23 protein-coding genes are annotated in these 20,305 nt (G+C 47.2%); all 23 read left to right on the forward strand.

Features of this window, described 5'->3' with window-relative positions; translation table 11 throughout:
• Positions 1-33: 33 nt before the first annotated feature.
• The 23 genes from dprA to fliY all read left to right on the forward strand — a co-directional run bounded on the left by dprA (position 34) and on the right by fliY (position 20,293).
• A complete protein-coding gene (gene dprA / locus KNO86_RS00485; RefSeq protein ID WP_214691806.1) occupies positions 34-828 on the forward strand; it encodes a DNA-processing protein DprA in 795 nt (264 codons plus the stop codon).
• Between the two features lie 65 nt (positions 829-893).
• A complete protein-coding gene (topA, locus tag KNO86_RS00490; RefSeq protein ID WP_214691807.1) occupies positions 894-2,990 on the forward strand; it encodes a type I DNA topoisomerase in 2,097 nt (698 codons plus the stop codon).
• Positions 2,990-4,300 carry an FADH(2)-oxidizing methylenetetrahydrofolate--tRNA-(uracil(54)-C(5))-methyltransferase TrmFO gene (trmFO, locus tag KNO86_RS00495; RefSeq protein WP_214691808.1) on the forward strand — a complete coding sequence of 437 codons (1,311 nt, stop codon included), beginning with the start codon at positions 2,990-2,992 and terminating at the stop codon, positions 4,298-4,300. Before topA ends, trmFO begins: the two co-directional genes overlap by 1 nt.
• A 184-nt stretch (positions 4,301-4,484) precedes the next feature.
• Positions 4,485-5,366, forward strand: a complete 882-nt coding sequence (locus tag KNO86_RS00500; RefSeq protein ID WP_214691809.1) for a tyrosine-type recombinase/integrase — start codon at positions 4,485-4,487, stop codon at positions 5,364-5,366.
• Positions 5,367-5,377: 11 nt separating this feature from the next.
• Positions 5,378-5,926: an ATP-dependent protease subunit HslV gene (gene hslV / locus KNO86_RS00505; protein WP_214691810.1), complete on the forward strand. Its 549-nt coding sequence runs from the start codon at positions 5,378-5,380 to the stop codon at positions 5,924-5,926.
• Positions 5,923-7,293, forward strand: a complete 1,371-nt coding sequence (gene hslU, locus KNO86_RS00510; RefSeq protein WP_214691811.1) for an ATP-dependent protease ATPase subunit HslU — start codon at positions 5,923-5,925, stop codon at positions 7,291-7,293. The genes hslV and hslU overlap by 4 nt, the downstream gene beginning before the upstream one ends.
• A 36-nt stretch (positions 7,294-7,329) precedes the next feature.
• Entirely contained in the window at positions 7,330-8,109 is a 780-nt protein-coding gene (codY, locus tag KNO86_RS00515) for a GTP-sensing pleiotropic transcriptional regulator CodY (RefSeq protein WP_214691812.1), read from the forward strand.
• Between the two features lie 273 nt (positions 8,110-8,382).
• Positions 8,383-8,751: a flagellar basal body rod protein FlgB gene (gene flgB, locus KNO86_RS00520; protein ID WP_214691813.1), complete on the forward strand. Its 369-nt coding sequence runs from the start codon at positions 8,383-8,385 to the stop codon at positions 8,749-8,751.
• 3 nt (positions 8,752-8,754) lie between these two features.
• Positions 8,755-9,183, forward strand: a complete 429-nt coding sequence (gene flgC, locus KNO86_RS00525) for a flagellar basal body rod protein FlgC (RefSeq protein ID WP_214691814.1) — start codon at positions 8,755-8,757, stop codon at positions 9,181-9,183.
• A 13-nt stretch (positions 9,184-9,196) separates the two neighbouring features.
• The gene (gene fliE / locus KNO86_RS00530) at positions 9,197-9,478 is read left to right on the forward strand and encodes a flagellar hook-basal body complex protein FliE (RefSeq protein WP_214691815.1); all 282 of its coding nucleotides are present in this window, start codon (positions 9,197-9,199) and stop codon (positions 9,476-9,478) included.
• 22 nt (positions 9,479-9,500) lie between these two features.
• Entirely contained in the window at positions 9,501-11,072 is a 1,572-nt protein-coding gene (fliF, locus tag KNO86_RS00535; protein ID WP_214691816.1) for a flagellar basal-body MS-ring/collar protein FliF, read from the forward strand.
• Between the two features lie 5 nt (positions 11,073-11,077).
• Positions 11,078-12,085 carry a flagellar motor switch protein FliG gene (fliG, locus tag KNO86_RS00540; RefSeq protein WP_031421657.1) on the forward strand — a complete coding sequence of 336 codons (1,008 nt, stop codon included), beginning with the start codon at positions 11,078-11,080 and terminating at the stop codon, positions 12,083-12,085.
• Entirely contained in the window at positions 12,069-12,794 is a 726-nt protein-coding gene (locus KNO86_RS00545) for a FliH/SctL family protein (RefSeq protein WP_214691817.1), read from the forward strand. Before fliG ends, KNO86_RS00545 begins: the two co-directional genes overlap by 17 nt.
• On the forward strand, positions 12,781-14,100 hold the full coding sequence (gene fliI, locus KNO86_RS00550; RefSeq protein ID WP_214691818.1) for a flagellar protein export ATPase FliI: 1,320 nt from the start codon (positions 12,781-12,783) through the stop codon (positions 14,098-14,100). Before KNO86_RS00545 ends, fliI begins: the two co-directional genes overlap by 14 nt.
• Positions 14,097-14,531, forward strand: a complete 435-nt coding sequence (locus tag KNO86_RS00555; RefSeq protein ID WP_214691819.1) for a flagellar FliJ family protein — start codon at positions 14,097-14,099, stop codon at positions 14,529-14,531. The genes fliI and KNO86_RS00555 overlap by 4 nt, the downstream gene beginning before the upstream one ends.
• A 1-nt stretch (position 14,532) precedes the next feature.
• Positions 14,533-15,102, forward strand: a complete 570-nt coding sequence (locus KNO86_RS00560; protein ID WP_214691820.1) for a MotE family protein — start codon at positions 14,533-14,535, stop codon at positions 15,100-15,102.
• A gap of 22 nt (positions 15,103-15,124) precedes the next feature.
• Positions 15,125-16,189 (forward strand): flagellar hook-length control protein FliK, encoded by a 1,065-nt coding sequence (locus KNO86_RS00565; protein WP_214691821.1) that lies wholly within the window; start codon positions 15,125-15,127, stop codon positions 16,187-16,189.
• Complete coding sequence (locus KNO86_RS00570; protein ID WP_214691822.1) at positions 16,161-16,589, forward strand: flagellar hook capping FlgD N-terminal domain-containing protein; 429 nt, start codon at positions 16,161-16,163, stop codon at positions 16,587-16,589. Before KNO86_RS00565 ends, KNO86_RS00570 begins: the two co-directional genes overlap by 29 nt.
• A gap of 18 nt (positions 16,590-16,607) precedes the next feature.
• Entirely contained in the window at positions 16,608-17,513 is a 906-nt protein-coding gene (flgG, locus tag KNO86_RS00575) for a flagellar basal body rod protein FlgG (RefSeq protein WP_214691823.1), read from the forward strand.
• Positions 17,513-17,731, forward strand: a complete 219-nt coding sequence (locus KNO86_RS00580) for a flagellar FlbD family protein (RefSeq protein ID WP_031421671.1) — start codon at positions 17,513-17,515, stop codon at positions 17,729-17,731. The genes flgG and KNO86_RS00580 overlap by 1 nt, the downstream gene beginning before the upstream one ends.
• Positions 17,724-18,176 (forward strand): flagellar basal body-associated FliL family protein, encoded by a 453-nt coding sequence (locus KNO86_RS00585; protein WP_214691824.1) that lies wholly within the window; start codon positions 17,724-17,726, stop codon positions 18,174-18,176. The genes KNO86_RS00580 and KNO86_RS00585 overlap by 8 nt, the downstream gene beginning before the upstream one ends.
• A 9-nt stretch (positions 18,177-18,185) precedes the next feature.
• Positions 18,186-19,175, forward strand: coding sequence for a flagellar motor switch protein FliM (gene fliM, locus KNO86_RS00590; RefSeq protein ID WP_074034699.1), 990 nt, complete (start codon positions 18,186-18,188; stop codon positions 19,173-19,175).
• A complete protein-coding gene (gene fliY / locus KNO86_RS00595) occupies positions 19,172-20,293 on the forward strand; it encodes a flagellar motor switch phosphatase FliY (RefSeq protein ID WP_214691825.1) in 1,122 nt (373 codons plus the stop codon). The genes fliM and fliY overlap by 4 nt, the downstream gene beginning before the upstream one ends.
• Positions 20,294-20,305 lie beyond the last annotated feature (12 nt).

Consider the following 20,305-nt stretch of genomic DNA (forward strand, 5'->3'; position numbering starts at 1 on the left):
TGCATCCCTCATTTTTTTAAAGGAGAGATTGTGATGAATCAAACAATAGCTCGGTTTGCCGCTGCACGAATTCCGGTTGAGTTTGTGCATCATTATTTGAACGGGACGCTAGAAGCACATCGCACTCATTTTTCTTCACATGTCTGGAAGCGAGCTCATTCTGCGCTCCGCTCGTCCGAATCGTATTCCCGCTTCGTCACTTGGGAAGATGAAACGTTCCCGAAACGATTGCTCGAGATTCCTAACCCGCCGTACTGTTTGTTTTACGATGGAGATTTAGAGGTACTACAAGAAAGAACGACCGCGATGGTCGGAAGTCGTGAATTGAATCGAATTAGTCAATCGTTAGTGCAACACTATCACTCTTTAATAGAAGAAACTGTTTCCGTTTCAGGTGGAGCGCTTGGCATTGATGGTCTTGTCCACGCACACGCGTTAAATAAACATCGTCCGACCGTGGCGGTGCTCGGAGCTGGACTGAACAACCTCTATCCAGCAGCGAATCGACAGTTGCTCTTGAGGATTCCGAAGCAAGGGATTCTCTTAAGTGAGTATGCCCCAAATACACCTGTTCAAAAATTTCAATTTTTGGAAAGAAATCGATTGGTGAGCGGTCTCGGTGACACGCTCGTTGTCTTACAGGCGAGAAGAAAGAGCGGAACGATGAATACGGTCCGACACGCGCTAGAGCAGGGAAAGACGGTGTTCGCCGTACCCGGTTCACCGCTTGATCCATTGGCGGAAGGACCGAATCGATTGATTGAAGAAGGCGCGATTCCATTGACGAATTCCGATCAAATTATTCGAGATCTCAGGATTGTACGTTGACAAACCGGTGAGAACATGAATATTATGGTAGGGATTTAAATGACCTCTAAAAGGGGAGCAGATGTATGGCAAAATATTTGGTGATCGTTGAGTCACCTGCGAAAGCAAAAACAATTAAACGTTATTTAGGTCCGAATTATATGGTCAAAGCTTCGATGGGACACGTCATCGATTTACCGAAGAGTCAACTCGGTGTAGACGTCGAACACGACTTTGAACCGAAGTATATTACCATCCGTGGTAAAGGACCCGTATTGAAAGAATTGAAGACAGCGGCGAAAAAAGCCACAAAAATCTTTCTCGCAGCCGACCCCGATAGAGAAGGGGAAGCGATTGCCTGGCATTTGGCTCGCGCTCTCGGCGTAGATGAAACGACTGAATGTCGTGTCGTTTTTAACGAGATCACAAAAGATGCAATTAAAGAATCATTTAAACATCCACGTAAAATCAATCATGACCTCGTCGATGCGCAACAAGCACGACGGATTTTAGATCGTCTCGTCGGATACGGGATGAGTCCGTTATTATGGAAGAAAGTCAAAAAAGGACTATCTGCCGGACGAGTTCAGTCAGTTGCCGTGAAGATGATCATCGACCGTGAACGCGAGATCAATGCGTTCGACCCAGAAGAATATTGGACGATCAAGCTCGACTTGAATCATGACGGGGAGACGTTCGAGACTTCATTTTACGGAAAAGATGGGAAAAAGATGGAATTGAAGTCGGAAGAAGACGCTCAAGCCGTCCTTGATGCCATCAACGACGAATTCAAAGTCATCGACGTGACGAAGAAAGAACGTAAACGCAACGCTTCGTTGCCGTTCACGACAAGTTCGTTGCAACAAGATGCGGCACGTAAATTGAATTTCCGTGCGAAAAAGACGATGATGCTCGCCCAACAATTATATGAAGGAATCGACCTCGGTAAGAAAGAGGGAACGGTCGGTTTGATTACGTATATGCGTACAGACTCGACACGAATCTCGGACTTGGCGAAGGGAGAGGCGAAAGAATACATCGAATCGACATTCGGTGAAGAATACGTCGCCTCACAGAAGCAAAAGGAAAAGAAAGCGGCCAACGCACAGGATGCGCACGAAGCGATTCGACCGACTTCTGCACTCCGCGACCCCGCTTCTTTAAAACCTTATTTGTCTCGTGACCAGTTACGTCTTTATAAATTAATTTGGGAACGTTTGATTGCGAGTCAAATGGCACCTGCTGTACTCGATACCGTCAAGATCGATGTAGAGTCGAACGGGATGATTTTCCGTGCGAATGGTTCGACCGTCAAATTCCCAGGTTTCATGAAAGTGTATATCGAATCGAAAGATGATGATATCGAGGACGCGAACCAAGAGAAAGAAGGCTTACTACCACCTCTTGAAGTCGAAGATACGGTCAGCTTTGAAGCGATTGAGCCGAAGCAACACTTCACGCAACCACCGCCTCGTTACACGGAAGCACGACTCGTCCGCGCGATGGAAGAGCTCGGTATCGGTCGCCCGTCAACGTATGCGCCGACACTCGACACGATTCAGCGTCGTGGTTATGTCGTCTTAGAAGAGAAGAAGTTCCTTCCGACAGAGCTCGGGGAACTCGTCATTGAAATGATTGATGAATATTTCAATGACTTCATCACCGTCCAGTTCACGGCCGATATGGAAACGCTCCTTGACTCGATTGAGCATAAAGAAGTGGAGTGGACAGAAGTCGTCGCCCCAATCTATCGTTCATTTGAGAAACGCTTGAAGCGTGCCGAAGAAGAAATCGAAAAGATTGAAGTGAAAGATGAGCCTGCGGGAATCGATTGTGAAGTTTGTGGTTCACCGATGGTCATCAAGATGGGTCGATACGGTAAGTTTATGGCTTGCTCGAACTTCCCGAACTGTACGAACACGAAACCAGTTCAAGTTGAGATTGGTGTCCCTTGCCCAGACTGTAAGGACGGACAAATCGTGGAACGTCGTAGTAAAAAAGGTCGCCTCTTTTATGGCTGCTCGAACTATCCAGAGTGTGAGTTCGTCTCATGGGATAAACCGGTTGCGAAACCGTGCCCAGTATGCGACAGTTTGATGGTCGAGAAGAAAATTAAAGACGGCGTGAAATATCAATGTACGAAATGTACCCATACCGAGGTACATCAGCAAGAGGAGGATTAATGTTGCAACAACGTGTAACTGTAATCGGAGCCGGTTTGGCCGGTTCCGAAGCGGCTTGGCAACTCGCCAAGCGCGGCATTCAAGTAGATTTGTATGAAATGAGACCGGTCCGTCAAACACCGGCGCACCACACGGATCAATTCGCGGAGCTCGTTTGCTCGAACTCGCTTCGGGCGAACGGCCTTCAAAACGCGGTCGGCGTCTTGAAAGAAGAGATGCGTACACTTGACTCACTCATCTTGAAAGCGGCAGACACGGCAAGCGTCCCAGCTGGTGGCGCCCTTGCTGTGGACCGTCATGAGTTTGCTGGATTCATCACGGAGAAGTTGAAGAACCATGAAAACGTCACGGTGCATACCGAGGAATTAAAAGAAATTCCTGAAGGGATCGTCATCGTCGCGACAGGGCCATTGACGTCTCCGGATTTATCGGCATCGCTCAAAGCGTTCACAGGGGAAGATTATCTTTACTTCTACGATGCAGCCGCTCCAATCCTAGATGGCGATACGATCGATCGCGATAAAGTGTATTTGAAGTCGCGTTATGATAAAGGTGAAGCCGCTTACTTGAACTGTCCGATGACAGAAGAAGAGTTTGACGTCTTTTACGAGGAATTGATCAAGGCGGAAGTCGTTCCGTTAAAAGAGTTCGAAAAAGAGATTTACTTCGAAGGTTGTATGCCGTTTGAAGTCATGGCAGAGCGTGGGAAGAAGACGCTTCTCTTCGGACCGATGAAGCCGGTCGGTCTAGAAGATCCGAAGACGGGTAAACGTCCGTATGCGGTCGTTCAACTTCGTCAGGACAACTCAGCAGGAACGCTTTATAACTTGGTCGGCTTCCAGACGCATTTGAAGTGGGGCGAACAGAAGCGTATCATCCGTCTCATCCCTGGACTCGAAAATGCAGATATCGTTCGTTACGGTGTCATGCACCGTAACACGTTCATCAATTCACCGAGCTTGTTGAAACCGACGTATCAGGCGCGCACGCGTGACACATTATTCTTTGCCGGTCAGATGACAGGTGTAGAAGGATACGTGGAGTCAGCAGCGTCAGGATTGTTGGCGGGAATCAATGCAGCGAAGATGATCGCAGGAGAAGAGCTCGTCGTTTTACCACGTGAAACGATGCTCGGTTCGATGGCGCACTACATCACGACGGCGGACGGGAAGCACTTCCAGCCGATGAATGCGAACTTTGGATTGGTCCCATCTTTAGAGGACGCTCCGAAGAAAATGAAAAAACAAGAACGGTACGAGCGTTACGCCAACCGTGCTTTAGAAACGATTCAACAGTTTAAGGACCTTTGAACAGGAGAGCCAGTTTTTGGCTCTTTTGTTTTGAAATAAAGTTTCAATTGTGTATTTTGTTTCATACTTTGAAAATTTTCAGATTATTGAACGACTATCTATTGTCACCATACATTCTGTATGCTATGCTAATTTCGATTTGACGAGAACATGCGTTTTTACGTGTCATCGAGGAGGCGATAAAATGGGATTCTTAGAGGATCGACAATCATTTTTACGCTACTGCCAAATTGAACGTCGACTGTCTCCTCATACGAAACGCTCCTACGAGCAAACGCTCGATCAGTACGCCGCATATTGCCAATCGACGCATCAAGATCCCTATGATGCACAGACGGCGCGGCGTTATTTATATGTCCTTTATGAGAAACAATTGGCCGCGTCTACGGTGTCCCAGAAAGTATCTTGCCTTAAACAGTTCGGGAAATATATGGCGAGAGAACATGGGGGAGAGCCCTTGTTCCACGACCTGACTTCACCGAAAAAGCGACAATCCTTGCCGACGTTCGCCGTACCGTCCGAAGTCGAACGGTTGTTAGAGGCGGCTTCCATGCAAGACGACCCTTTTTTACAGGCGAGAGACGTGGCAATTATTGAGGTGTTGTATGGAACGGGAATACGTGTCGCAGAGCTTTGTGGGATGAACCTATCCTCCTTTGACGATGTCTTATCTTTCGTCCATGTGATGGGGAAAGGAAAGAAAGAACGGTACGTTCCAATCGGTCAATATGCCGTACAAGCATTGAAGCGCTATGTAGAAATACGGAAAGACGTCGGACTCCCGACGGAAAACGCATTATTTTTGAGTCAAAAAGGGAATCGGATGACAACAGACCAAATTCGGTATGTCATGAAGCGTTTGAGAAAAGACAGTGGGGTACATAAGCCGTTGACCCCTCACTCGTTGCGACATAGCTTTGCAACGGACCTATTGGAGCGGGGAGCGGATTTGCGCGCCGTTCAAGAATTGCTCGGTCACGAGTCCTTGTCGACGACCGGACGCTATACCCACGTATCGACTGAACGACTACGTTCGATTTATCAAGCGACACATCCAAGAAAGTAGGAGGTTACGATATGTTTCATGCAACAACGATTTTTGCAGTTCGACACAATGGCCAATGCGCGATGAGTGGAGATGGCCAAGTCACATTCGGGAATGCCGTCATCATGAAAAATAAAGCGAAGAAAGTCAGACGCCTATACGGCGGGAAAGTCGTTGCCGGTTTTGCAGGTAGCGTAGCCGATGCTTTCACATTGTTTGAAAAGTTTGAATCGAAACTTGAAATGTATAACGGTAACTTACCGCGTGCTGCGGTCGAGCTTGCCAAAGAGTGGCGCGGGGATAAAATCTTGCGGCAACTCGAGGCGCTATTGATTGTGATGGATGCTGACCATTTACTGCTCGTCTCTGGGAATGGAGAAGTGATTGAGCCGGATGACGGGATCCTTGCGATCGGTTCGGGTGGAAATTACGCACTCGCAGCAGGGCGTGCGCTCGTCCGCCATTCCGCTGAGAAGTCAGCAGAAGCAATCGCTCGAGCCGCTCTCGAGATTGCCGGTGAGCTTTGCGTGTATACGAATGATCAAGTCATTGTAGAAACGATCGGAGGCGATGCTGAATGAATCGAGAGTTGACACCAAGACAAATCGTATCGGAACTGGACAAGTTTGTAATCGGTCAGAAGGACGCCAAACGAGCTGTATCGATTGCATTGCGTAATCGTTATCGTCGCCAGAAATTAAGTGCAGACCTTCGTGATGAAGTCACACCGAAAAACATTTTGATGATCGGACCGACTGGGGTCGGGAAGACCGAAATCGCACGTCGTTTAGCGAAGTTGGTCGGGGCACCGTTCGTCAAAGTGGAAGCGACGAAATTTACGGAAGTCGGTTACGTCGGTCGTGACGTCGAGTCGATGGTACGAGATCTCGTCGAAGCATCCGTTCGTCTCGTGAAAGAAGAGAAGAAAGAAGACGTGAAGGAGCCGGCAGAGCGAGCGGCGACAGAACGATTACTAGATGCCTTACAAGGGAAAGCGAAAGCCGCACCGAGCGCGTCAAACCCGTTCGAGGCGTTGTTCGGTGGGCAGACACAACAGCCTGAATCGACAACGGATACGTCAAAGAATGACCGGGCACAGCTTCGCCGTCTTCTCGAGCTCGGAGAACTAGAAGACCGAGTCATCGAAGTTGAGCTTGAAGAAAAGCAAACGATGGATTTGTTCCAAGGGCAAGGAATGGAAGGATTATCGAACCTTCAAGATATGCTCGGACAAATCGTTCCGAAGAAACGGAAGCAACGGAAGTTGACCGTCCGTGAAGCGAGACCGCTTCTCATAGCGGAAGAAGCTGAAAATCTTCTGGATTTGAACGAAGTACATGATGAAGCGGTGCAGCGTAGTGAACAGATGGGCATCATCTTCGTCGATGAAATCGATAAGATTGCAACGAAGTCGCAAGACCATGCTGGTGTCTCTCGTGAAGGCGTGCAGCGCGATATCCTTCCGATTGTCGAAGGGTCAACGGTCGTCACGAAGTACGGACCGGTCAAAACCGATCACGTTCTCTTCATTGCAGCTGGAGCGTTCCATATGGCCAAACCGTCTGATTTGATTCCGGAGTTGCAAGGTCGCTTCCCGATTCGTGTCGAATTGAACAGCTTGACGGAAGAGGACTTCGTCAAAATCTTGACAGAACCATCTCAGGCGTTAATCAAACAATATACCGCATTATTGGAATCGGAAGAAATCACGGTCCGATTCACGCATGAAGCGATTGAAGAAATCGCAAAAATTGCGACACATGTCAATCGTGAGACCGATGACATCGGCGCGCGTCGCCTTTATACTATTATGGAACGCGTATTAGAAGATCTTTCATTTGAAGCGGCAGATATGCCGCAAACAAGCGTGGAGATCACTCCCGCTTATGTACAAGCTAAAGTTGGGTCGATCGCGGATGACCGAGACCTCAGCCAATATATTTTATAAGATTCTGTATGCACATACAGGGAGGAAATAGACATTATGAATTTACTAGACAAAACTCGCCAATTAAACACGATGCTTCAACAAGAAGCGAGTGCGCACGTTGATTTTAAAGAAATGGCGGATAAAATGCGTGAAGTGCTTGAATCCAATACGTTTATCGTGAGCCGTCGTGGTCGCCTACTTGGCTTTGCGATCAAACAACAGATTGAGAATGACCGCATGAAGGCATTTCTCGTTGATCGACAGTTCCCGGAACCATATGCTTCAAACTTATTCAATGTGAAAGAAACGACAGCGAACATCGATATTGACAGCGAGTATACAGCGTTCCCTGTAGAGAACCACGATTTGTTCCTCAACTCAAAGACGACGATTGTCCCAATCATCGGTGGTGGTGAGCGTCTTGGGACGCTAGTGTTAGGTCGATTGGCTAACGAGTTCACAGAGGATGACCTCGTCCTCGCAGAATATAGTGCGACGGTCGTTGGCATGGAGATCCTTCGTGAGAAAGCGGCAGAAGCAGAAACGTCAGCCCGTAAAAAAGCTGTTGTTCAAATGGCAATCAATTCATTGTCGTATTCAGAGCTTGAAGCGATTGAACACATTTTCGAAGAACTCGGCGGAAACGAAGGGCTGTTAGTCGCTTCCAAAATTGCCGACCGTGTGGGAATCACGCGCTCTGTCATCGTGAACGCACTTCGGAAACTTGAAAGTGCAGGTGTCATTGAATCACGTTCATTAGGAATGAAAGGAACGTATATCAAGATATTAAATGATAACTTCTTGTTTGAATTGCAAAAACTGAAATCAAACTGAAACACAACTTTAGATGTGCATTTTCCATTGAAAACACTATAAAAAGGGACTTTGTTCCTAAAAAACCGCTTTCTTTATTGAGGAAGCGGTTTTTTTTAGTGCAAAAGTAATTATTTTCAGGATTTGTCGTTAATTCGACAAAAAGATGCGAAGCCATTTACCTATGTTTTAAAAAATATCTTTCAGAACTGTTACAGATTTGTTTCAATGAAATAGTAGAATTTCCAAATCAGGTATATATCAGTAATGAGTATATGAAAGCGAGTGAACGCCGTGAATTGGATTGGTAGTGACTATCAATTACTCAAGCAAGCCGTCAATCATGCAGTCCTCAATCAAAAAGTGATTAGTCATAATCTTTCGAATATCGATACGCCAAACTTCAAGGCAAAGCAAGCCGCGTTTGAACAGACGCTCAAAAGCGAGATGCGACTGAAACTCCAAGGTGGGCGCCCGAGTGATTCGACGCAGTCTACTGTCGTCGATCGTGCAGGAGGGGCGATGCGAAGTGATGGCAACAACGTCGACTTAGATTATGAGATGAGTGAACTGGCACGTAATCAACTCCAGTATGAGGCGATGATGGAGCAATTAAATCGCAGGCTAGGTGGGTTGAAATCTGTTATTCGAGGAGGTCGTTAATCGATGGGAATGTTTGATAGTTTTCATATTTCAGCTACTGCGTTAACGTCTCAACGTTTGCGGATGGATACCGTATCGGCGAACATTGCCAACGCTCAGACAACTCGAGGAAAACTTGTCGATGGGGAGTGGCAACCGTACACGAGAAAAATGACGGTGTTACAGGAAGCACCTTTCCGTAAACAGTTAAATGCAGTCAGTGGTGGGGTCCAGGTAGCTCAAATCATCGAGGACGATGCACCGTATAAGCTTGCTTACAATCCGAGTCATCCTGATGCAGACGAGCGGGGGTATGTCCAAATGCCGAACGTTGATTTACTTAAAGAAATGGTCGACCTTATGGGTGCGACCCGCTCTTACGAAGCAAACATCGCCGCGATGAACGCATCAAAAGCGATGCTCGTCAAAGCGATGGAGATTGGAAAAGGATAAGGAGTGACGAAGGATGCAAATTAATCCGATTCAAATGATGAGCCCAGAAATCACGCCATCAATGAACAAAACGAACCCATCTCAATTCGGGTCATATTTGAATGAAGCGATGAATGCGTTGAACGAGACGCAACAAGCGACGAGTCAAGCCCGTCAAGATTTAGCTGTCGGGAAAGCGGACCTTCATCAAGTCATGATTCAAAGTGAAGAGTCGTCGATTGCGATGCAACTTGCCATCGAGGTGAGGAACAAGGCTGTTGAAGCCTATCAAGAAATGATGCGAATGCAAGTTTAATTGTAGAGGATGACAAGTTGCGATGAATGAACAATTAAAAGAACGATTCAAATCGATGACCGATGCGCTGAAATCGATGCCGGCAAAGCGGAAGCTCATATGGGGGATTTCCATTGCGGTCATTTTAATCGCGGCCCTCTTACTCACGTTCTTCCTTGCAAGACCAAATATGGCTCCTTTGTACACGAACTTATCCGCGCAAGAAGCGGGAGAAGTGACAGAGAAACTAACGGCGGACGGGGTGAAGTCGGAAATAAAAGCGACTTCGAACGGGGTCAGTGTATACGTGCCAAATGAAATGGTCGACCAATTGAAAGTGAGCCTTGCTGCGGCTGGGATCCCCAAATCCGGGTCAATCGACTATAGTTTCTTCAGTGAGAATGCTGGTTTCGGAACGACAGACCGAGAAATGGCGGTCATTGAACGAAGTGCGATGCAGACCGAACTAGAGCGGCTCATTACCCAAATCGAAGGGATCAATCAAGCGAAAGTCATCATCTCGCTTCCTGAGAAGTCTGTCTTTTTAGCGGAAGACCAAGGTGAGCCGACAGCCTCGATCGTGTTAAATATCGGAGCAGGAACGAATCTAGAACCGAACACGGTCAAAGGTCTCTATCATTTGATCAGTAAAAGTGTCCCGAACTTAAAACCTGAAAACATCTCGATCATGGACCAATACTTTACGTATTATGACCTTGATCAAACCGTTGTGGCTGGGGGCTCTTCCTCTGATCCGTTGGCACTGAAACGTCAAGTTGAAAAAGACGTCCGTCAACAAATTCAGCAGATGTTGTCTGTTCTTCTTGGTGAACGGAGCGTTCTTGTCTCTGTCACAGCAGATATTGATACGACTCAGACTGCCGAAGAACAAAACCTTGTCACGCCAGTCAACGAAGAGAGCATGGAAGGTATCGTGACTTCGGCAGAACGGATTGCAGAAGCGTATACAGGTGGTACGGGGACGGCGACAGAAGCGACTGGGACCGGTGAGAATGACACGATCAACTTCCCTGCTGCTACAGGTGACAGCACAGAAGAAAGTGAAAAAAATCATGAAATCATTAATTATGAAGTGAATCGCATTACGAAACAGATTCAAAATGCACCATACACCATCCGCGACCTTGGGGTGCAATTGATTGTAGAACCACCAGACGGCGCAACGAGTATTGACCCACAACTTGAAGGTGATCTTGAGACGATGATGTATTCCATCATTCGAACATCACTAGCGAAAACGGACGAAGCCATCACAGATGCGGAGCTTGAACAAAAAGTAGTCGTTGTTTCGAGACCGTTCGCTGAAGCAGAAGAGGTGGCAACGGCAGAGCAGCCTACACCATGGTGGATGTACGCTTCAGCAGCCGGGGCAGTCGTCTTGCTTGCCTTAATCTTCTTCGCAATGCGTAGACGTAAACAAGAAGTAGTGGAAGAGACGAACGAGTGGGAAGTTCCATATGAAGATGAAGTACCTGACCTAGACCTCGAGGAACGAGGCGAAGGGGCTGTGAAGAAGAAACAGTTAGAAAAATTAGCTGAAAGTAATCCAGAAGAGTTTGCTAAACTGCTTCGTACTTGGATGTCTGAGGAGTGAGTAACGTGAACTATGCCAAACAATCGAATCGAGAAAAAGCAGCAATGCTCATGATCTCATTAGGTCCAGAAGTGGCAGCGAATGTTTATAAACATCTTTCGGAAGAAGAGATGGAGCAGTTGACGCTTCAAATCTCGGCACTCAAAAAGGTGTCTCCAGAAGAAAAAGAGAGCATTCTCGGTGAGTTCCACGAACTTGCGATGGCTCAAAGCTACATTACCCAAGGTGGAATCGGCTTTGCCAAAACAGTTCTTGAAAAAGCGGTCGGTGAAGATAAGGCGATGGCATTGATTCATCGTTTGACATCGACTTTACAAGTTCGACCGTTCGAGTTTGCTCGGAAAGCCGACCCGAAACAGTTACTGAACTTTATTCAAAACGAACATCCACAGACGATTGCTCTAATTTTAGCTCACTTAGAGCCGGTCAAGTCAGGGCAAATCTTATCGGAACTCCCTCCTGAGATTCAATCGGAAGTTGCGAAACGGATTGCGACGATGGACCGACTTAATCCGGATGTTATTCATGAAGTGGAACAAATCCTTGAAAAGAACCTCTCTCAGACGGATATGCAAGATTATGCCCAGTCGGGTGGAATCGAGGCGGTCGTCGAAGTATTGAATGGGGTCGATCGCACGACAGAACGTACCATTCTTGACGCACTCGAGATTGAAGATCCTGAACTCGCAGAAGAAATCAAGAAGCGTATGTTTGTCTTCGAGGACATCGTTACGCTCGATTCACGCGCGATTCAACGAATCATTCGCGAAGTGGCGAACGACGACTTGTTGCTAGCCCTCAAAGTGTCGTCAGAAGAAGTGAAACAAATTATCTTCAAAAATATGTCTCAACGGATGGTCGAAACGTTCAAAGAAGATATGGAATTTATGGGACCTGTTCGATTGCGTGACGTCGAAGAAGCACAAAGTCGAATCGTCGGAATCATTCGTCGTCTAGAAGACGTCGGTGAGATCGTGATCAGTCGAGGTGGGGGAGATGACATCGTTGTCTAATGTGATCAAACGTCAACGCGCGACATCGCATATTCCTCATCGAATTGAATCAAAACGATTGGAGTCATCCATTCCGGACCCGGTTGAAGGCATCGATCATCATCAAGTCATCGAGTCGCGTTATGAGAAATTAAGACAGGATGAAGAAGCGTTTCAACTGTTTCAGCAGACAGAAATCGAACAACTCGAACGATTCAAACAAGAAGTATATGAACAGGCTCGATTAGAAGGTTATGAAGCGGGCCTACTCCAAGGAAGACAAGATGGGTATGCCGAGTTTGAAGACGTTACGACGCGTCTGAACTCGGTCTCCACTGAACTCGAACAACTGTTCCAAGAAAAATGGAAGCAGGCAGAAGTCCAACTCATTGACCTTGCGATTGCAGTAAGTGCGCAAGTGACGACAGATCTTGTCCGAAAAGATGAGGCGTTGTTTGCGGAGATGATTCAAGAACAGATGGCGCACCTCATTGATGCAGAAGCGTTGACGATCTTCGTTCATCCCACTCGCCTTGCTTCGATTCAGCGATTTGAATCGTTGTGGCGTGATGAAGAGACACCTCCTTTGAAATATCGGGGAGACGGCTCTTTAGATGAAACGTCCGTGCGCATTGAATCACCACATCGAGGGAATGAAATCGACCTTTCGTACAGCTTCGAAAGAATCCAAGCCAAAATCGAGGAGGTTTTAGCGGATGGCGCTTATTGAGCAGGTCATCGATACGATCAAACAGTCTACGGATGGCGAGTTTACTCGCAAAATCGGTCGAGTTTGTCGGGTCGTAGGGTTGATGATCGAGTCAAATGGACCGAGTGCATTTGTCGGGGAGCGATGTTTCATCATGCTCCCTTCAAATGAGTCGGTCGAAGCGGAAGTGGTGGGCTTTAATGAAGAGCGCGTCCTTCTTATGCCATACGGTGAAACGACCCAGATTGCACCAGGCTGTTTAGTAAAAGGAACCGGGAAGATGCTCCAAGTCCCCGTCGGTGAGGAACTGATTGGACAAGTGCTTGACGGACTAGGACGACCTCTGTCAGGTGAACGACTTGCAACAGGTAAGCGGTATGATGTTCAACGTAAACCTCCTAACCCGTTGAATCGTCCACGGATTTTGGATACGTTGTCGACGGGTGTTCGTATGATTGATGGGCTATTGACGGTAGGGAAAGGGCAACGTGTCGGATTGTTTGCCGGTTCTGGGGTCGGGAAGTCCACGTTACTCGGCATGATTGCCAAGCGCTCCTCTGCAGACATTAACGTCATCGCCTTAATTGGGGAACGTGGTCGGGAAGTGAAGGAATTCATTGAAAAAGAACTCGGTCCAGAAGGAATGGCTCGGTCTGTCGTTATTGTGGCGACAAGCGACCAACCACCGCTCGTGCGATTGAAAGGGGCATACACGGCAACCGCAATCGCTGAATATTTTCGTGACCAAGGTAAAGAAGTGGTGCTCATGATGGACTCGGTGACACGCTTTGCAATGGCTCAACGAGAGATTGGACTTGCGACGGGGGAGCCACCGACATCAAAAGGATATACACCGTCTGTTTTTGCGATGCTCCCGCAATTGTTAGAGCGAAGCGGGACGGCAGCGACTGGGTCGATCACAGCATTTTATACGGTCCTCGTCGATGGTGACGATATGAACGAACCGATTGCCGATGCGGTGCGTGGGATATTAGATGGACACTTTGTCATGGACCGCGCGCTTGCAAACCGTGGACAGTTTCCTGCCATCCATGTCTTGAAGTCAATCAGTCGGGTCATGAACCAAATCGCCTCGCCATCACATCGTGAAGCGGCACAAACGTTTCGAAGTTGGCTGGCGACATATATCGATGCCGAGGACTTGATTAACATCGGCGCATATAAAAAAGGGTCGAATCCGGCTATTGACACCGCAATCGAGAAGTATCCATACTTATTGACATTTTTGAAACAATCGATTGAAGAAGACGCCGCATTCCAACAAACGATGACTCATTTGTCACATATCGCGCGAGGTGAATCATGAACAGACTTATTCTAGAACGAATCATGCCAATTGCTGAACATGAGAAAGAAGATGCGGCTTCAGAAGTTAGAAGCTTTAAGGCGAAACTCGAAACGGAAATGGAAGCGTTGTATGACCTTCTCCTCATGTATGAGTCATTGATTAAGCATCAAGACGAACAGCAAGGGCATATTGATTTACTCATGTCTCAGTACCGAGAAAAAACGCGTGAGCAAGTGAAGCGTCAAATCGAAACGCAACAGCTCGTCGTTCAGCAAGCGCGCAATCGTTATCACGCATCGCAAGAAAGACTGCTTGGGAAAGTAGTGGAAGAAAAGAAATATGTGACGCTACATGAAAAGGTCAGTTTAGAAGAGATGACAGCGGCAAAACTCACAGAGCAATTATTGATGGACGAACTCGCTGTGATTCATCATGGGAAAGGGAAGTAGCATGGCAAAAGAGAACAATAAACGAGGCAAACAAATGATTGTGGCGTTAGTCCTCATTCCAGCAATCTTCATATTAGTAGGCGGAATGGTCGTCATGAATTATGCGATGGATCGTCCACTTCTATCTGTACCATTCCTACCAGTTAGCGAGGACGGAAAGACATCAGAAACGCCTGATTCGTCTGAGGCGAAAGTGAACGTGACGGGCATCGACAGTGACGCCACAAACCGGTTGAAAGCAGCAAACAATGAGATTGAGAAACTTCGAAATGAGAATGTGGAACTGACGAATGAAGTGAAAGCGAGACAAGAAGAGATCACCGATTTAATTCGAGAACGTGACCGTCTCGTCTCCGAACTTGCAGCAGCCACAACGGAAGAGGAAAATTCATCTGACATTTCGAGTGTGTATGAAGAGATGTCTGCCAAACAGGCGGCGGCCATCATGGAAGAACTAGAGAGTCCGCAAGTAGCCGAACTGTTGAAAGAACTATCACCGAAGCAACAGGCTGATATTTTAGGGCGGATGAATGCGCAACAAGCTGCGGTTGTGACGCAGCTTCTCCAATGAACATGAGAAGGGAGGACCCACATTGAATATTGCGTTACTAACTCAAGCCATTCAAGGTTCAACGACTCGTACCGGAGTAACGGAAGGCGAATCACAGGGGGCAGGCGTTTTTTTAAGCCTCTTATCCGCCATGCTTGCCCCAATGCAAGGCTCGGGGGAGCAGGCGGGGCTTCCTCAACTTGAAGAAGGCGCATTATCTGAAGAACTTGTCAACCTCGAAAAAGTGGCGCAGGAACTTGAGACATGGTTTCAAAAACCCGAAACTTTGAAATGGCTCAAATCACTTCCGCAAGATGCATATCGGTCGTTTATGGATGCATATGTAGGCGTACTCGGGCACCTGTCCATGCCGTCTAACAATGCTGAGGAGGCGCCCCTTTTGCTTGCTCAGACAACCGGTTCAAATAGTGGCATCATTCAACAGGCAGATCCGTCTGCGAAAACACGTGTGACACCTGCTGTCCCGAATCAAGAACTTGGGAAGCAGATCCAAACGATTCAACGGGTGATCGCACAATTTAATGGACCAACTGGCAACACGAAAGAGATTCCCGTCATGCCTTACGTTGAAACCATGAAATCAGCAAAAGCACTTCCTCAATCAAGTAGCGTGGATTGGTTACCGAAAGGCTTGAACTGGTCACGACCACAAATTGATGTAGAGACTGTCATGTATGCCTCGAAGGGGTCATTGCCAGAAAACTTACAGGCAAGAATTGAGGCAGCACTTCAAAAAGCACCATTTCAAAGTGGAGCGGATGGATCGAAAGTGTTTACGGTACGACTTTATCCAGAACAGCTAGGAGAACTCGTCGTCAAGCTAGAACGGCAGAACGGGGAACTTGTCGTGAAGTTGTTCGCAAGCAATCAAGAAGCGAAGCAACTGATTCAGTCACAAGTCCAGCAGTTACAACAAACGTTGGTGCCTCATTCCCAAAACGTTCGGGTCGAGGTCAACTTGACACAACAAGCACTCGATGCGAAATCGACGATGCCAGACGGTTCCGAGCAATCGGAACAGGAGCAACCGCAGGAACAACCAAAAGGAGGGTCTGAAGATGACGAGCATCCAACCGAAGACGAATGATTTTACATTGCCAGACCAGTCGCTTCCCAAAGCGACGAATCAATATGACAAGGACATGTTTATGAAGTTGCTGCTCGCTCAAATCGCGAACCAGGACCCGATGTCACCGATGGAAGACCGTGAGTTCATCGCTCAGATGGCGCAATTTTCTTCACTAGAACAAATGCAAACGATTTCGAAACAACTCGATTCGGTATTGGTTGACCGTCATATGGCCTCGATTTCTGAATTCAGTAGCATGATTGGTAAAACGATTGACTACAGTTCGGAATCGAGTGAAGAAACGACAAAAGGCTCAGGCCGTGTCGTCTCGATTTCACGATCTGATTTAACTGGATACATGGCCGACCTTGAAGACGGCACATCCGTTAGCGTGTACGATATCACTTCCATCAAATAAGCATAGGGGGAAATTATTATGTTAAGAGCAATGTACTCAGGGATCAGTGGACTGAAGAACTTTCAATCTAAGCTAGACGTCGTCGGGAACAACATCGCAAACGTCAACACGTTCGGTTATAAAAAAGGTCGTGTTACGTTCAAAGACCTCGTCAGTCAACAAGTCGGTAGTGCGTCAGCTGGTAATGCAACAACAGGTGGTGTAAACCCGAAAGAAGTCGGTCTTGGTGGCACGATGGCAACGGTAGATAATGTGTATAACCAGGGTGCCATGCAAAACACCGGGCGTGCCCTTGATGTCGGGATTTCAGGTGAAGGATTCTACGCGACGATGGTCAATGGACAAATTCAATACACAAGAGCAGGAAACTTTTATACGGATAACCAAGGAAACTTAGTTACAGGGGACGGGACATATTTAATCGGTTCACAGACAAACAATTTACCAGTAGTAGCTGGAGTTACGGCTACTCCAACTGATCTGGACCTGAATGATGACTTAGATCAACCGTACCTACCTACAGAAACAGGTGCTCAAACAAACCAATACGGGCGAATCAAAATTCCAACAGATGCACGATCGCTTTCAATCGGAAAAGATGGCCAAGTCAGCTTCGTTGCAGCAAATGGAGAACTTCGCATTGCTGGATATATCGTCACTGCTAATTTCTCGAACAACGCTGGTTTGTCAAAAGTTGGATCTAACAACTTCGTACAGTCTCAAAACTCCGGAGCACCACAATTTGGCGTACCTGGTTCAGACGGTCGCGGAGAACTCGTCTCCGGTGCACTCGAAATGTCGAACGTCGACCTTTCTGAAGAGTTTACGGAAATGATTGTGGCACAACGTGGTTTCCAGGCGAACACACGAATTATTACAACGTCAGACGAGATCCTTCAAGAACTCGTCAACTTGAAACGCTGATGATTCGCGTCACGGCATTTCGGGGTGAGGAATTCGTGCTCAACGCTTTGCTCATCGAAACGGTGAAAGCAGAACCGGACACGATTATCCAATTGTTTAATGGCAAAACATATCTCGTGAAAGAAACGAAAGATCAAATCATTGAACGAACTGAAGCCTTTTACCGCTCAATCGGTTTAGTCGGAACGATGTTCACAAGAGGTGAAGAAGATGAGTGAAGAAGAAAAGAAAAAAGGTGGCGGCCTGAAGGTTGTCATCATCTTACTAGTCGTCCTACTTGTCATGGGCGGAGCCGGCTTCATGACATATAAATACGTGTTCGGGGATAACGTCACCGCTAAAACGAAACCGGTTACTGCCGAAGAATTGGCGGAACGAAGCTTCACGACCGATGACATGACGACAAACATTCAAGATGAGCGTTTCATCAACGTTCAATTCACGATTGTCACAGATTCTTTGGAAACAAGAGAGAATCTAGAGTTACGCAAATTTCAAGTACACAACGTCATTCTCGGGGATTTGGCTGGAATGACAAAAACACAGTTGGCAACAAAAGAAGATATGCAAAAGTTTGAACAGACACTACGAGAACAACTTAATGGACTGCTTGAAGAAGGTGAAGTCCAACGCGTCTATATGACGAAGAAAATTATTCAGTGAGGTGGCATCATGGGAGAAGTACTGTCTCAACAAGAAATTGATGCCTTACTATCTGCACTAAGCAGTGGGGATGTCGAAGCGGATTCCTTTCTTGCACAAGAGGAAGAAAAGAAAGTTCGGCAATACGACTTCAAGCGAGCCGTCCGATTTTCAAAAGATCAGATTCGCAGTTTGACTCGAATTCACGAGCATTTCACTCGCATGTTAACGACGTTCTTCTCGGCCCAACTTCGCACATATGTTCAGTTTTCCGTCAACTCAGTCGAACAATTACCGTACGATGAATTCATTCATTCTATCCCGAGTATGACGATGATTAACTTGATTGAAGCGCCACCGTTAAACGGACGCTTCATCATCGAGGTCAATCCGAACATTTCTTATGCGATGCTCGATCGCCTACTCGGCGGTCCGGGTGTCGAGATGGACAAAATTGAATCGTTCACAGAAATCGAGATGCGCATTTTGACGCAATTGTATAAGCGTGCCTTTTCAACGTATGGGGACGCATGGGAATCGATTGCGGAAATCAAGGCGGAAATGTCTGCAGTGGAAGTGAATCCGCAGTTTCTCCAACTCGTTTCACCAAACGAGACGGTCGTCCTCATTTCGATTGGGGTGACAATCGGTGAAGTGAGCGGAACAATCAACGTTTGTCTTCCGTTCGTGACAATCGAACCGGTCTTGTCGAAGTTGTCGAGTCATTACTGGATGCAGGAAGCGAATCGTCGCAATGCGAGTGAGTCGAGCAAAGAACCACTCAAAGCACAGTTGATGAATTCGACGGTCGAGGTCGTCTCATTACTTGGCGAGACGACAATCACGTTTGGTGATCTGTTGCACCTTGAAGTTGGGGACTGTTTGGCACTTGATCAAGTGGCGAAAGAACCTCTATCTATCATGGTAGGGGAGAATAAAGTATTTAAAGGGCAAGTCGGTGTGAGCGGGAAGCGGATGGCGGTTCAGGTGCTTCACCGTGTGAAGGAGGAAGAGCAATGAGTGAAATGCTGTCACAAGATGAAATTGACGCGTTACTACGTGGGACAAGCGACAGTACGCCGACGCCAAAGGCGGAAAAAGAAGAGCACCTAGATTCGATGGAAAGCGATGCTCTTGGGGAAATCGGAAACATTTCGTTTGGAAACTCAGCAACGGCATTGTCGACGTTGCTACAACAAAAAGTAGAAATTACGACACCGGTTGTCAGTGAAGTGAGAATCGAAGAGTTGCGTGAGCGTTATCCGACGCCTCATGTGGCATTACGTGTCGGGTACACAGAAGGGATAAAGGGTGAAAATGTCCTCGTCTTGACTCGCGAAGATGCGGCCATCATCTCTGACCTCATGTTAGGTGGGACGGGAGAGAACGTCGATCCTGAAAGCCTTGATGAGATTCGTTTATCGGCCGTTCAAGAAGCGATGAACCAGATGATGGGTGCTGCCGCGACATCTTTATCAACGGTGTTCTCGAAGAAGATTGACATTTCTCCACCACTTGTCGAGGTGTTTGATGCGACGAAAAATCAAACCATTATCGACCGCCTCGAACTTTGGGAGACGATGGTGCTGATTGAGTTCAATCTCAAAGTCGGTACATTGATTGACTCGACAATTGTTCAAATTGCACCAATTCAATTCGGAAAACAGTTGGTAGACGAATTGATGAAAGCAACCGGGGAGGCACAAGCTGCAGAGCCTGTAAAAGAGCAGCCGAAAGCCGAGGCGCCTAAACCTCAGCCCCAAGCGCAACCACAGGCGCAACCACAAGCACAACCGGAAAAACAAAAATCGATGCCAGAGGTCGCGGTAAGCCAAGCCGAATTCATGCCGCTCCAATCACCGGCTCCGCAAGAGTCCGTGCCGGCAAACTTAGGATTACTGTATGACGTTCCATTGAACGTGACCGTCGAATTAGGCAGAACGAAAAAGTCTGTCCGGGAAGTACTCGAGCTATCACAAGGTTCGATCATCGAACTCGACAAGCTAGCAGGCGAACCGGTTGATATTTACGTTAACCAACAACGGATTGCTAGAGGAGAAGTGGTTGTCATTGAAGAAAACTTTGGGGTACGTGTAACAGAAATTATTCAACCGCATGAGCGGATCGGAATCGTTTAAGGAGGAAATTAG

The sequence above is a fragment of the Exiguobacterium sp. s160 genome, assembly GCF_018617575.1.
Taxonomy (GTDB): domain Bacteria; phylum Bacillota; class Bacilli; order Exiguobacteriales; family Exiguobacteriaceae; genus Exiguobacterium; species Exiguobacterium aestuarii_A.

Excerpts from the sequence above, each read along its gene's own strand:
- dprA (WP_214691806.1), top strand. The coding sequence starts at position 34 with ATGAATCAAACAATAGCTCGGTTTGCCGCTGCACGAATTCCGGTTGAG.
- topA (WP_214691807.1), top strand. The coding sequence starts at position 894 with ATGGCAAAATATTTGGTGATCGTTGAGTCACCTGCGAAAGCAAAAACA.
- trmFO (WP_214691808.1), top strand. The coding sequence starts at position 2,990 with ATGTTGCAACAACGTGTAACTGTAATCGGAGCCGGTTTGGCCGGTTCC.
- KNO86_RS00500 (WP_214691809.1), top strand. The coding sequence starts at position 4,485 with ATGGGATTCTTAGAGGATCGACAATCATTTTTACGCTACTGCCAAATT.
- hslV (WP_214691810.1), top strand. The coding sequence starts at position 5,378 with ATGTTTCATGCAACAACGATTTTTGCAGTTCGACACAATGGCCAATGC.
- hslU (WP_214691811.1), top strand. The coding sequence starts at position 5,923 with ATGAATCGAGAGTTGACACCAAGACAAATCGTATCGGAACTGGACAAG.
- codY (WP_214691812.1), top strand. The coding sequence starts at position 7,330 with ATGAATTTACTAGACAAAACTCGCCAATTAAACACGATGCTTCAACAA.
- flgC (WP_214691814.1), top strand. The coding sequence starts at position 8,755 with ATGGGAATGTTTGATAGTTTTCATATTTCAGCTACTGCGTTAACGTCT.
- fliE (WP_214691815.1), top strand. The coding sequence starts at position 9,197 with ATGCAAATTAATCCGATTCAAATGATGAGCCCAGAAATCACGCCATCA.
- fliF (WP_214691816.1), top strand. The coding sequence starts at position 9,501 with ATGAATGAACAATTAAAAGAACGATTCAAATCGATGACCGATGCGCTG.
- KNO86_RS00545 (WP_214691817.1), top strand. The coding sequence starts at position 12,069 with ATGACATCGTTGTCTAATGTGATCAAACGTCAACGCGCGACATCGCAT.
- fliI (WP_214691818.1), top strand. The coding sequence starts at position 12,781 with ATGGCGCTTATTGAGCAGGTCATCGATACGATCAAACAGTCTACGGAT.
- KNO86_RS00555 (WP_214691819.1), top strand. The coding sequence starts at position 14,097 with ATGAACAGACTTATTCTAGAACGAATCATGCCAATTGCTGAACATGAG.
- KNO86_RS00560 (WP_214691820.1), top strand. The coding sequence starts at position 14,533 with ATGGCAAAAGAGAACAATAAACGAGGCAAACAAATGATTGTGGCGTTA.
- KNO86_RS00570 (WP_214691822.1), top strand. The coding sequence starts at position 16,161 with ATGACGAGCATCCAACCGAAGACGAATGATTTTACATTGCCAGACCAG.
- flgG (WP_214691823.1), top strand. The coding sequence starts at position 16,608 with ATGTTAAGAGCAATGTACTCAGGGATCAGTGGACTGAAGAACTTTCAA.
- KNO86_RS00580 (WP_031421671.1), top strand. The coding sequence starts at position 17,513 with ATGATTCGCGTCACGGCATTTCGGGGTGAGGAATTCGTGCTCAACGCT.
- KNO86_RS00585 (WP_214691824.1), top strand. The coding sequence starts at position 17,724 with ATGAGTGAAGAAGAAAAGAAAAAAGGTGGCGGCCTGAAGGTTGTCATC.
- fliM (WP_074034699.1), top strand. The coding sequence starts at position 18,186 with ATGGGAGAAGTACTGTCTCAACAAGAAATTGATGCCTTACTATCTGCA.
- fliY (WP_214691825.1), top strand. The coding sequence starts at position 19,172 with ATGAGTGAAATGCTGTCACAAGATGAAATTGACGCGTTACTACGTGGG.